We start from the raw sequence: 11,424 nt of genomic DNA on the forward strand, positions 1-11,424 counted from the left end.
CACTCCCGTCGTCGCCCGGACCGGTCGCCGCAACGTATATCGGGGGGATCCCGCCGAATGTAACCACCCGGCGCGGGACGTCGGAACGTTGTAACGTGACAGCCGCGCGTGACGATGTATCCAAGCAGGGTCCGGACGCCTGCTGGCAGGCCGACGGCACTGGACAGGCCGGGGGGATACGTGGAGTTCTGGACGACGACCGCCGGTCTCCTACGGAAATGGTCGATCGGGCTCCCTCTGCTGGCGATCTCCATCCTGGCCGGCACGGTCACCTTCGTCATCGCCCCGACGCGTTACGAGGCGGACACCTCGCTGGTGCTGGCGACGCCGGTCAACGGCGGCGTCTACTCCCGGGACCCGAACCGCCCCCTGCCCCGGGGCAACCCGCTCCTGCAGTTCAACGATGCGCTGAAGACGGCCGCGAGCATCGTCATCCAGTCCATGAACACGCAGGACGTGTGGACGCAGCTCGGCGCGCCCAAGGACGGGCCCACGACGATCACGATCGACGACGGGCGAAGCAACCCCCGGGTTCTGGACATCAGCGGGCCGTACATCTACATCCACGTCGTGGCGCCGTCCCCGGCGGTCGCCTCCAGCGTTCTGACGAAGGCGCAGCGACGGGTCCGCGACGAGCTGACCGGGTGGCAGCAGACGCTCGGCGCTCCGCCCTCGACCTATCTCACGGTCGCCAACATCGTGCCGGCCTCCAAGCCGGAGGCCATGATGTCCACGCGGTGGCAGCTCGCGGCCGGCGTCGGCCTTCTGGTCGCCTGCGCGGGTCTCGGCCTGGCCTACGCTCTGACGCGCAGAGGCGAGCTCCCGTTGCTCCGCAAGGCCCCGCCACCCCCGCGCGAGCCCGCGCCGTCCGCCGCCGCGCGCCCGGCGGTTCCCGTCGCTCCCGCCGTCTCGGCGTACGAGGACGAGGACGTGGTCCTGTGGGACACCCAGGAGATCGTCGTCGTGACGGAGCCGGTGAAGGGGCAGGACGCGGCCGAGGCGCTGCGCGCCGACGACGACCGTCGCTTCGCGAGTGTGACCAGAGACGCGCGCACGGACGACGACAAGGACTGACGCATGGACTTCTGGGCGACGGTCCTCGTCCTGTTCCGGCGGTGGTACGTCACCTTCCCCGTCTTCGTGCTCGTGCTCGCGGGGGCGGCCGGCGTCTACGTCATGTTTCCGAAGACCTTCGTGTGCTCCTCGAGTCTTGTGCTGACCGTCCCCCGCGACGGGGGAAGCCTGCCCGCGGACCCCAAGTTCCCCAACCCCGTGACGAATCCGCTGGTCAACGTCGACAGCGGGCTGGGCCTTTCCGCCTCGATCCTCATCCAGGGCCTCAGCTCGGCCGAGGTCGCGCAGCGGGTGGGGGTGACGCCCGGCGGACGGACCACGTTCAAGGTCAGCAACGGCACGACCAACCCCGAACTGATGATCACCTTGCCGTTCGTCGTCATATCCGCGGAGGCCCCGACGGCGCAGGAGGCCCATGACGTGGTGGCGCGGCTCGGCCGGATCGCCCAGGACAAGCTGGTCGAGCAGCAGCGGGCGCTGGGCGCGCCACGGGCCACCTATCTCAGGGCGTTCGAGGTCGTGCCGCCGACCACACCCGAGGAGAAGACGGGGAGCAGGCTGCGGGCGGCGTGCGTCGCGCTGGCGATGGGCCTGTTCCTGAGCATGGCCGCCGCCTTCGCCGTCGAAAGCTGGGCGCGGTCGCGCCGCGCCCGCCGCTCCGGCGCCGCGAAGCCCCAGCCGTCCCTCAACGGATCCGCCTATCCAGCCGGCGCGCGGACGGAGTCGGCGCCGCTGCTCCGGCGCTGACAGCCGTGACCATCGGGAGTCTCGTGAGGATCGACAGCTCGCTGCACAGCCCGCTGCATAGCCCGCTGCGCGGGTCGCGCCGGCGTGCCGACGGCGCGACGCTCGTCTGCCTGTTCGTGCTCTCCCTGCTGCTCATCCCGGCCCGGCTGGTCCTGCGCGGGCTGCCGATGTCGCTGACGCTCGCCGACGTCATCGCCCTCCTGCTCCTCCTCGTGTGGCTCCTGGCACAGTTCACGACCACCCTCGGCGCCGCCAAGGGCGCCACCCCGGCCCGCACGGCGATCTTCGCGTACGGAATGGCGTTCCTGACCTGCTACGGCTTCGCCAGCCTCGGATATCTGCCCTCGGACGAGCTCAACCTGGCGGACCACTCCCTGGTGCTGTTCGCCGGGTACGTCGGGCTCGTGCTCATGATGTGCGACGGCGTCAGGGGACGGGATCGGCTCGACTTCGTGCTCAAGACGGTCGTGGTGGCCGGCGCGATCGTGTCGGTCGTCGCCACGTGCCAGTACCTGCTGGAGTTCGACCCCACGACCTACATGTCCCTTCCCGGATTCCGGCACACCTCGGTCGAGGGCACCGAGACCGTGATGTCGCGGGCGGACCTGCGCAGGGTCGCCGCGACGCTGGGCCACCCGATCGAGTTCGGCGTCTTCTGCTCGATGGTCCTGCCGTTCGCGGCGCACTTCGCGCTGCAGGCGCGCGACCGGGGCGAGCCGTGGCGGCGCTGGTGGCTGTGCGCGGCCCTGATCGCGGCCGGGCTGATGTTCTCGGTCTCCAGGTCGGCCGTGCTCGGGATGGTCGTGGTCGGCGCGGTGCTGTTCACCGGCTGGCCGCTCAAGCGCTGCCTGGTGAGCCTGGGGGCGCTCGCCGTGTTCCTCGGCGTGATGAAGGTGGCGGCCCCCGGACTGCTCGGCACCTTCTACAACCTGTTCGCGAACGCCGGCTCCGACGACAGCATCCTCTACCGCACGCACGACTATCCGTTCGCGCTGACCGAGGTCTCCAAGCATCCGGTCTTCGGCCGGGGCATCGGGACCTGGTATCCCTACAAGCACCAGGTGTTCGACAACCAGTACCTGCTCTCGCTGGTGGAGACCGGGGTGGTCGGCGTGCTGGCCTTCGTCGGCGTCATCGTCTGCGGGGTGGTCGTCGCGTTGCGCGCCCGGCGGCTCAGCGGCGATCCGCACGTCCGCAACCTGGCCCTGACCATCGCCGCCTGCCTGCTGGTTCCGCTCGTCGGCGCGGCCACGTTCGACCTGCTGTCCTATCCCGGCGTCACCAGCCTGATGTTCCTGTTGATCGGGGCCGCGGGCGCGCTGCTGCGCGCGCTGAAGGCCGAGAACGCCGCCCCGGCCCCCGCCCCGACCCCGGCGGCGGAGGCGGCGCGTGCCGGGCTACGCCCCGAGGCGGTCGCGCAGCTCGGCCCAGGACCCGGCTGACAGGTCCCGGCCGCTGATCGCGCCGACCGGCAGCGGCCACGGAAGCGCGAGATCCGGGTCGTCGTACCGCACGGCGAGATCCTCCGACGGGTCGTGCTCGCGGTCGATGCGGTAGCACACGTCGGCCTCGGTCAGCGCCTGGTAACCGTGCAGGAGCCCCGGGGGCACGTACAGATGGGCGAACGTCTCGTCGTCGAGCAGCACCGGCAGATGGTGGCCGAAGGTCGGCGAGCCGGGCCTGGCGTCCACCAGCACGTCCAGGACGGCGCCTCGGGCGCAGCGGACGAGCTTGGCCTCACCACGCCCCGAACGGCCGTGCATGCCGCGGACGGTCCCCTTGCGGGAGCGTGACTGGCTGTCCTGGATGAAGGCGGCGGGGTCGAGCCCGTGCTCGGCGGCGACGGCCGCGTCGAAGGTCCGGGTGAAGAAGCCGCGCTCGTCGTGGTGAGGCGTGGGGACGAACAGCAGCACGCCCTCCAGGGCGAGTCGCGTCACTTTCACATGTCTGTAGTCGCGGCGGACGGGCCGGCCGTTACGCCGCCTCCGCCGGGCCGCGCCGTCCGCTCACTGCGGCAGCACCCGCATGCGCCTGGAGGGCCGCAGCAGGGCCACCAGCGAGGCCCGTGCCGTACGCCGGCCGGCGAGCGCGCGCAGCGCCTCCCCGAGAACCACGGCCAGATAGAAGGCGAAGGAGGAGACGGGCCCGCGCCGCCGCCGGAACAGCCGCACCCGGTTCGTCGTGAGCAACGCGGCCAGCACGGGGTTGACGTTCGCCTCGCCGCCGATGTGCTCGACCACGGCCTCGGGTTCGTACCAGAGCGTCCAGCCCCGGTCGGCCGCCCGCAGCGCGAACTCGGTCTCCTCGCTGTAGAGCAGGAAGGACTCGTCCCACGGCCCGAGGTCGCGTACGGCCGCCACGGAGACGAGCAGGGCGGCCCCGGTGGCCCACACGGCGGCGCCCGGCGTCCGGTACCGGCGGGGATCGGTGATCACCTCGCCGAGCCGTCCGACGCGGTCCGCGAGCCGTCCGCCGATCACCGCCTCGGCCAGCGCGCCGCGTACGGTGGGGGCGCGGCGCAGGGAGGGATGCGTGTGGCCCTCCGGGCTGACCAGCCGGGGTACGGCGATGCCGCGGCCGGGGGCGCGCAGCGCGGCCGCGAGACGGGTGAGCGCCCCTTCGTGGGTGCGGCAGTCGGGGTTGAGGATGGCGACCGCGTCGACGCGGCCGAGGTGTCCCTCGCGGTCGAGGGCGGCGATACCCGCGTTGATGGCCGCCGCGTAGCCGGCGTTGCGGCCCAGCGGCACCACCGTCGCCCCGGCCCGCTCGGCGAGCGGCACGGACTCGTCCCGTGACGCGTTGTCGGCGACGACCACCTGCACGAGGTCGGCGCCCCGCGCGCCCGCGGTGAGCGAATCCAGGCAGTCTGCCAGCACACTCGCGCTGTTGTAGGTGACGACGACGACCGCGATCCGCGGGGTCTCGGACATGCGGCCCTCCGGGGGGTCGGGAACTGCCCGCCAGGCGCATGGTAGAGGCGGTGCATCCGGCAGGCAATGCATTCCGCGATCTTCGCCCTGGTGTCGCGCGTGGAACGCGACCAGGCCGGGGCTCCGGCCGGACGCGGCGCTGTAACGCGGGCGGATTCGCCGCACGATATTCAAGTCGGGAGCCTCGCCGTTCCGAGCCGCCAGGGAGAGCGTCCGGTGGATCGCGCGGTGGCGAGCACGGGGGCGACGGATCGAGCGAGACACCTTTCAGCCGGCGGCGAGGGAGAAATCGATGCAGGAGACCCAGGCGTTCACCTTCCGTCGGGAGGACCTGTTCCCGCTGGCCGATCGGCGGCGCCAGGACTTCCTCGACGCCGCGCCGTTCCGGCACGTGGTGATCGACGACTTCCTGCCGCCCGGCGTGCTCGAGCCGATCCTGGAGGAGTTCCCGGAGCCGCGCGACGCGAGCTGGCAGCAGTTCGACAGCTCGCGCGAGATCAAGCTCGCCCTGTCGGACACCGAGCGGATGGGCCCCGCCACCCGCCACCTGCTCGCCGAGTTCAACGGTCAGGTGTTCGTCGAGTTCCTGGAGCGGCTGACGGGGATCACGCAGCTCGTCTCCGATCCGCACTTCGAGGGTGGCGGCCTGCACCAGATCAAGCCCGGCGGCTTCCTGAAGGTGCACGCCGACTTCAACCGGCACCGCAGGCTCAACCTCGACCGCCGGCTCAACGGGCTGCTCTACCTCAACAAGGACTGGAAAGAGGACTACGGCGGTCACCTGCAGCTCTGGGACAAGGACATGACCGGGTGCGAGCACAAGATCCTGCCGGTCTTCAACCGCTTCGTCGTCTTCGCCACCACCGACGACGCGAACCACGGGCACCCCGACCCGCTGACGTGCCCGGACGACCGCGCCCGCCGTTCGATGGCGCTGTACTACTACACGAACGGCCGGCCGGAGGAGGAGGCGGGCGCGGACCACACGACCCTCTTCAAGCAGCGGCCCGGCGAGCAGTGGAAGAGCAACGTCCGTCAGACGGTGAAGCGCTGGACGCCCCCGGCGCTGGTGGACCTGCTCAACCGCGACGGCAAGCCGTAGCCGGACGGGGCGCGGGAGGCTCGCCGCCGGTATTCCCGGCGTGCGGCGGACCCGCCCGGTACGGTGATGGCGGCCGGAGATCCGCCCGGACTCCCGGCGCCGACATGCCCGTACGACGGGCGCAGGGGGGGAGAGCGCGGTGAGTCGCATAACGTCATGCCGGTGCGTCCGCATCGCCCGCGGAATCGGCCCGGCGTGCGCCGCGCGGTGACGAGGCGTACGGCGGTCCTGCTCGCGGGAGCCGTACTGGTGACCTCGCAGACCGCGTGCCAGGCGACCACGGACGGCGGCCCGGGGCGCCCCACCCCCCCGGCGACGCCGTCGGCGCGCACCACGCCGAGCCCCTCGCCCTCACCGTCGCGGCCGGCGGCCTGGCCGGGACCGGACAACACCGGAGTGCCGAAGGGGACGAGGCTGCGCCCGTCCGGATCGATCACCGTGACCGAGGACGGCACGGTCATCGACGGCCTGGAGGTGAACGGCGCGATCACGGTCGAGGCCGACGACGTCACCATCCGCAACACCAGGGTCCGCGGCACGCCGGGCTGGTGGGGGATCCTCCAGCGGCAGGGGCACTCCGGGCTGACGGTCGAAGACGTCGAGATCTTCGGCAACGGCAGGGAACGCACACAGTTCGGCGTTCTCAACCAGGGTGTGATGATCACCGTGCGGCGGGCGAATATCCACACGATTTCCAACGGGATCAGCACGGAGCAGGGCCTCATCGAGGACAACTACGTCCATGATCCGAAACTCTACAAAGACGATCACGTCGATATGATCATGTCGTCCGGGCCGCCCGCCCGGGGAACCGAATTGATCATTCGCCACAATACGGCGGTCAATACGCTCGACCAGACCAGCGCCATCGCGCTGTTCCAGGATTTCGGCGTGGTCCGGGACGTGACGGTGGAGGGCAACCTGCTGGCGGGTGGCGGCTGGGCGTTGTACGCAGGGGCGGGCGTCAAGGGAATCTCGTCGAACATCAAGGTCATCGGAAACGTCTTCAGCCGCAGGGTGTGGCCCAAGGGTGGATTCGCGGGTCCGGTGGCGTATTGGGACGCCCATGGCCGCGGGAACGTCTGGCGGGACAACGTCTGGGAGGGCGGCGGGAAGGTAACGCCCGAATAACACCCTTTGTCGCCTGAATGCAATTTATACGCGGATTGGGACGCATGTAGATTGCGCTGAAAATGGTTCCTTTTGCGAAAACAGCCCACATTGTGTGTCGCGTGTGGCTACCCTCCCGAAGGAGCCTCCCCCTATAGAGGCGGACAGTCGGCATAACCGTGGACCGGAAGGAGTCGACTGTGCGGATATATAAGGACGCCCGGAAAAGCGGGCTGCTGGTCGTGGCGGGTCTGTCCGCCCTCGTCGTCCTCGCCGGCGGCGGATGCGGCGTCGGAGGCCAGGACGCGTCCGACGGGACGGTCGCGCTGACGGGCGCCGGCACGCGGGACGGCGGGGAGCAGGACGCGCGGGCGCGGGCGGCAGGCGCCGAGGCGGTCCGGGCCTCGCCCTCCTCCCGCCGGGGGCGTAAAGGGGCGACGCCGGCTCCCACGGGACGGCGGAACCCGAATCCGGAGGTCACCTGGTGGACCACCCTGCCGCCGCGCAGGGGACACCGGCCCACCGTGCGGCCCACTGTGGGGCCTACTGTGCGGCCCACTCCGAGGGTGTCCTGGACGGCGAGACCGTCGGCCTCCCCGCGTCCGGGCATCTCGGCCGGCCCTCCGCCGGACGCGTCGCCGACTCTCCTCCCGACGACACGCCCGACGGCGCGCCCGAGGACACGCCCGACCTTCTGGCCGACTCACCGGCCGACAGTCCGTCCCACGCGCAGTCCATCTTCCGGCCCCGTCCCTTCGCGCAGTGCGATCCCCTCGCGTAGCGCGAGTCCCTCGCCGGACGTGACGCCCTCGCACAGCGCGTCACACAGCCCGTCGTACAGTCCGTCGCGCACCCCCTCCCCGGACCGGCCCTCGCCGACGCCGTCGAGGTCCGCGTCCGCCCGTCCTTCCCCGACGCCTTCGAACGCGACGACGCCGCCCCGTACGGGCGACTGGCCGGGCCCGGGCAACACGGGCGTCCCTGCGGGTGTCGCGCTCAAGAGGTCCGACTCGCTCGTCATCACGAAGGACGGCACCGTCATCGACGGTCTGGACGTCTACGGCGACATCACGGTGGACGCGGACAACGTGACCATCCGCAACACTCGGGTGCGCGGGCAGCGGGACTACTGGGGGATCCTCCAGCGTGAGGGCCGCTCTGGGCTGACGGTCGAGGACGTCGAGGTCTTCGGCAACGGCAAGGTGCGCACCCAGTTCGGCATCCTCAACCAGGGCAAGATGATCACGATCCGGCGCGTGGACATCCACACGATCTCGAACGGCATCTGCACCGAGCAGGGCGTGGTGGAGGACTCCTACCTCCACGACCCCAAGTACTACTCGGGCGACCACACGGACATGATCATGAGTACCAGCGCGCCGGCCAAGGGCACGCAGCTGATCATCCGGAACAACACGGTCATCAACACGCTCGACCAGACCGGCGCCATCGCGTTGTTCCAGGACTTCGGGGTGATCCGCGATGTGACGGTGGAGGGCAACCTGCTGGCGGGTGGGGGCTGGGCGTTGTACGCGGGGGCGGGCACCAAGGGCACCTCGTCGAACGTCAAGGTCATCGACAACGTCTTCAGCCGCCAGATCTGGCCCAAGGGCGGGCACGCCGGCCCGGTGGCCTATTGGGACCACGAGGGCTCCGGCAACGTCTGGCAGGGCAACATCTGGGAGGACGGCGGGGTCGTGGACCCCGGCAAGTCGTGACGACGACGAGCGGCCGGGCCCCCGGCGGGGCCCGGCCGCTCGTCCGGCGTTACGCGCGCTTGTAGGCGATCACCGACTTCACCAGGCCGGCCAGCCGCTCGAACCGGATCCGCGAGCCGGGGAAGTAGTGCCGCATCTCCGTCACGCTGAGCAGCTCGACGTCCATCACGATGCGCCGCGCGGCCTCCCGGTCGGAGGTCGGCGTGTGGATGAGCGGCCAGCGGCGGAGGATCTCCGTCCGGGCCGTCAGCGGGAGGAACTGGAAGCCGGGGAACAGGAAATGCGGCTCGACCGGGAAGTAGCGGTAGGGCGTCTGCACCCAGTGCCGGTCGGCCAGGGCGTTCACGGTGTCGGCGAATATCTGGCGGCGCTGGTGACCGCCCACGTGCTCGATCACCGCGTTGGAGAAGACCAGGTCGTAGGTGCCGCTCCTGATCGAGGCCGGCAGGTCGCAGGCGTCCGCGACGTCGGCGCGTAGCCAGGACGGCAGGTCCGACGGCGGCTTCTCCAGGTTGACGATGTGCACGTGGGCCGGTTTGACCGGGGCGCGCATCCAGGCCCCGGCCGTCCCTCCGAGGTCGATCACGTTCATCCGGTCGAGGTCGGGAAAGCACTCGGCGAACCAGCTCCACCGCCGTGCCCGGGCCTTCGCGCCCAGTGAGTCGGGAGCGTCGACGAAGCGGTTGCGCAGGGCGTTCAGGCGACTCATGGGCGGGGCCTCTCTGATGCGGGGGCTCCTCGGGGCGTGCGGAAACCGTCCGATGCCGGAACGGTCATCAGCCCTTGCCCTCGTAGGCGAGCGCGACATCCTCCGGCAGCCGCTCCAGGTCGGAGACGCGCAGGAAGTCGCGGAGCGTGGTGCCGGTGCACGCGCAGTCGACGTTGGGCGCCTCGCGCCGCGCGATGACGTCGTCCACGTTGACCGTACGGAAGTCGATGCTGAAGCGGGTCTTGCCCGACGTGTTCGGCACCGAGGAGTGCAGCTGGTTGCCGGAGAAAATCATCACACCGCCCGGCTCGGGCACGACGGTCACCCTGGGTTCCAGCTCGATCGGCTCCTCGGGCTTGGGCTGCTCCCGGGTGTCGGTGCCGATGTGCTGTGCGGCGTTGAAGCGGCTGGTCCGGTTCCACTCGTAGTAGTCGTAGCCGGCGGAGCCGTTCTTGACCGGAGCGCTCCAATATCGCGGATGGAACGTCATCACGTTCTCGGGCACGACCTCGTAGATCGGGATCCACCAGTTGACCTGGCTCAGAGGCGCCGAATACCAGGTGTCCCGGTGGGGGTGGAACGCGTAGGCGATCCCTGTGGTGAGGTAGTCGTCGGAGGTGGACGACCGCATCCTCGGCACGTCGAAATACGTCCGGTCGGCGTCGCAGCCGAAGGAGAACAGCAGCGCCCGCAGCAGTTCCTTCGAGCGCGGGTGGTGGATGAACCTCGGCTTGAGCTCGGCGAGGATCGCGGCGAACTTCTCCACGGGCAGTTCGTACTGGGCCGTTTCCGGGTCCAACCCGCCGAACGCGTCGCCGATCAGCTCCCGCACGAACTCGATCAGCGCCAGGGACTCGGGACGGGCCGGATACAGGAAGACCTGCCCCTCGTAGAGGCGTGTGCGGCGCTCTTCGTCCGTCAGAGAGGGACCTGAGAAGATAACGGTCACGGTACGGCTATCGCCTTTCTGGAGTCTTCTGTTACCTGTGCTCGGCATACCAGGCCAGGGTCCGTCGCAGCCCTTCTTCCAGGCCGACGACGGCCTTCCAGCCGAGGATCTCCGCAGCCGGGCCGGTGTCGGCGGTCTGGGCCACGTCGAGGGGGCGGTCGGCGACCGCGCCGAACCGCGGCCGGAGCGAGGTGCCGGAGATGCGGAAGAGCAACTCCACGGTCTCCCTGACGGAGGTGAGAACGCCGGTGCCGACGTCCAGCACCTGCCCGGCGGCCCGGTCGGTCTCAGCGGCCAGGACGAACGCGTCGACCACGTCGTCCACGTACACCCAGTCGGCCCGCTTGCTCCCGCTGGTGAGACCCGGCTCCTCGCCGCGCAGCAGGGACAGCGCCAGGTACGGCACCAGCTTCCGGGCGTCCCGCTGGCCGGGGCCGTAGACCATCGTCGGCCGCAGCACGGTGACCGGGACGCCCCACAGCCGGTGGAACAGCTGTGCGTAGCCGGTGGCCGCCCACTTGGTCATCGCGTACGGCGACGGGGGCGGGGACTGCTCGTTCGCGGGCCGGGGTTCCTCACTGGAGCCACAGAGGATCACCCGGACTCTAGAGAGGGCCGAGGCGTGAGTCAGCAGGTTCACCGTGCCCAGGAGATTGCTCTCCAGCGTGGGCAGCACCAGGTCGAGGTCCCTCGCTCCGTCGACCTCGCCGGCCAGATGGAAGACGACGTCCGGGCGGATCTTCCGGAGCAGCGTCCCGGTCGTCTCCCGGTCGCGGAGGTCGGCCGCGTGCCGGATCGCCCGTTCGGACAGGCCCAGTCCTTGTCGATGAACAGGGTTTCTGCTGACGGCGTGCACCTCGGCGCCCATGCCGTCGAGCCGAAGGGCGAGACGCCCGCCGATGAATCCCGACGCTCCTGTGACCAGGACCTTCCTTCCCACCCAAGGTGGTTCTTCCGGCCGTGCGGGTGACGGCGGTCCGGAGGAAGGGGACCGGGCCATGCGCTCTCCCTGGATGCTCGATCATGCTGCGTCTCGGCAAGGGAGACGGTCCTGTCGAGACCCCGGTTGACGGCGAGAACAATGT

At 70.4% G+C, this 11,424-nt stretch carries 13 protein-coding genes; 7 read left to right on the forward strand and 6 right to left on the reverse strand.

Going from position 1 to position 11,424, the window contains the following annotated elements; translation table 11 throughout:
• The first annotated feature begins 108 nt into the window (after positions 1-108).
• The 3 genes from ACIBK1_RS06420 to ACIBK1_RS06430 are packed head-to-tail and all read left to right on the forward strand — an operon-like array spanning position 109 to position 3,263.
• Positions 109-1,074 (forward strand): hypothetical protein, encoded by a 966-nt coding sequence (locus ACIBK1_RS06420; protein ID WP_396732786.1) that lies wholly within the window; start codon positions 109-111, stop codon positions 1,072-1,074.
• A 3-nt stretch (positions 1,075-1,077) separates the two neighbouring features.
• Positions 1,078-1,821: a GumC domain-containing protein gene (locus ACIBK1_RS06425; protein WP_357328406.1), complete on the forward strand. Its 744-nt coding sequence runs from the start codon at positions 1,078-1,080 to the stop codon at positions 1,819-1,821.
• A gap of 23 nt (positions 1,822-1,844) precedes the next feature.
• Positions 1,845-3,263 (forward strand): O-antigen ligase family protein, encoded by a 1,419-nt coding sequence (locus tag ACIBK1_RS06430; protein ID WP_363524978.1) that lies wholly within the window; start codon positions 1,845-1,847, stop codon positions 3,261-3,263.
• Here ACIBK1_RS06430 and ACIBK1_RS06435 read toward each other — a convergent pair.
• Together ACIBK1_RS06435 and ACIBK1_RS06440 are read right to left on the reverse strand one after the other, a co-directional pair.
• Entirely contained in the window at positions 3,219-3,758 is a 540-nt protein-coding gene (locus ACIBK1_RS06435) for a dTDP-4-dehydrorhamnose 3,5-epimerase family protein (RefSeq protein ID WP_231514045.1), read from the reverse strand. The two genes, ACIBK1_RS06430 and ACIBK1_RS06435, sit on opposite strands and share 45 nt — an antisense overlap.
• A 69-nt stretch (positions 3,759-3,827) precedes the next feature.
• Entirely contained in the window at positions 3,828-4,751 is a 924-nt protein-coding gene (locus ACIBK1_RS06440) for a glycosyltransferase family 2 protein (RefSeq protein ID WP_396732789.1), read from the reverse strand.
• Between the two features lie 292 nt (positions 4,752-5,043).
• On the opposite strand from ACIBK1_RS06440, the gene ACIBK1_RS06445 reads away from it, so the two are divergent.
• Positions 5,044-5,853, forward strand: coding sequence for a 2OG-Fe(II) oxygenase (locus tag ACIBK1_RS06445; protein ID WP_396732792.1), 810 nt, complete (start codon positions 5,044-5,046; stop codon positions 5,851-5,853).
• Here ACIBK1_RS06445 and ACIBK1_RS06450 read toward each other — a convergent pair.
• Positions 5,787-6,314, reverse strand: a complete 528-nt coding sequence (locus ACIBK1_RS06450) for a hypothetical protein (protein WP_396732795.1) — start codon at positions 6,312-6,314, stop codon at positions 5,787-5,789. The genes ACIBK1_RS06445 and ACIBK1_RS06450 overlap by 67 nt on opposite strands.
• Between ACIBK1_RS06450 and ACIBK1_RS06455 the strand changes: the two genes are divergently transcribed.
• From ACIBK1_RS06455 to ACIBK1_RS06465, 3 genes are all read left to right on the forward strand, one after another.
• Entirely contained in the window at positions 6,292-6,984 is a 693-nt protein-coding gene (locus tag ACIBK1_RS06455) for a right-handed parallel beta-helix repeat-containing protein (protein ID WP_143734326.1), read from the forward strand. The genes ACIBK1_RS06450 and ACIBK1_RS06455 overlap by 23 nt on opposite strands.
• A gap of 463 nt (positions 6,985-7,447) precedes the next feature.
• A complete protein-coding gene (locus ACIBK1_RS06460) occupies positions 7,448-7,744 on the forward strand; it encodes a hypothetical protein (protein WP_396732798.1) in 297 nt (98 codons plus the stop codon).
• Between the two features lie 19 nt (positions 7,745-7,763).
• Complete coding sequence (locus ACIBK1_RS06465) at positions 7,764-8,681, forward strand: hypothetical protein (RefSeq protein ID WP_396732801.1); 918 nt, start codon at positions 7,764-7,766, stop codon at positions 8,679-8,681.
• A gap of 49 nt (positions 8,682-8,730) precedes the next feature.
• Here ACIBK1_RS06465 and ACIBK1_RS06470 read toward each other — a convergent pair whose 3' ends face one another.
• From ACIBK1_RS06470 to ACIBK1_RS06480, 3 genes are all read right to left on the reverse strand, one after another.
• A complete protein-coding gene (locus ACIBK1_RS06470; RefSeq protein ID WP_396732804.1) occupies positions 8,731-9,390 on the reverse strand; it encodes a class I SAM-dependent methyltransferase in 660 nt (219 codons plus the stop codon).
• Between the two features lie 67 nt (positions 9,391-9,457).
• A complete protein-coding gene (locus tag ACIBK1_RS06475; protein ID WP_396732807.1) occupies positions 9,458-10,339 on the reverse strand; it encodes a phytanoyl-CoA dioxygenase family protein in 882 nt (293 codons plus the stop codon).
• Between the two features lie 31 nt (positions 10,340-10,370).
• Positions 10,371-11,279, reverse strand: coding sequence for an NAD-dependent epimerase/dehydratase family protein (locus tag ACIBK1_RS06480; RefSeq protein WP_396732810.1), 909 nt, complete (start codon positions 11,277-11,279; stop codon positions 10,371-10,373).
• Between the last annotated feature and the right edge of the window lie 145 nt (positions 11,280-11,424).

It is taken from the genome of Microbispora rosea, assembly GCF_044460045.1.
GTDB classification, from domain to species: domain Bacteria; phylum Actinomycetota; class Actinomycetes; order Streptosporangiales; family Streptosporangiaceae; genus Microbispora; species Microbispora rosea.

What these genes read in the sequence shown, in the direction of transcription:
- ACIBK1_RS06425 (WP_357328406.1), top strand. Translation starts at nt 1,078, where the DNA reads ATGGACTTCTGGGCGACGGTCCTCGTCCTGTTCCGGCGGTGGTACGTC.
- ACIBK1_RS06470 (WP_396732804.1), bottom strand. Translation starts at nt 9,390, where the DNA reads ATGAGTCGCCTGAACGCCCTGCGCAACCGCTTCGTCGACGCTCCCGAC.
- ACIBK1_RS06445 (WP_396732792.1), top strand. Translation starts at nt 5,044, where the DNA reads ATGCAGGAGACCCAGGCGTTCACCTTCCGTCGGGAGGACCTGTTCCCG.
- ACIBK1_RS06440 (WP_396732789.1), bottom strand. Translation starts at nt 4,751, where the DNA reads ATGTCCGAGACCCCGCGGATCGCGGTCGTCGTCGTCACCTACAACAGC.
- ACIBK1_RS06450 (WP_396732795.1), bottom strand. Translation starts at nt 6,314, where the DNA reads ATGACCGTGCCGTCCTCGGTCACGGTGATCGATCCGGACGGGCGCAGC.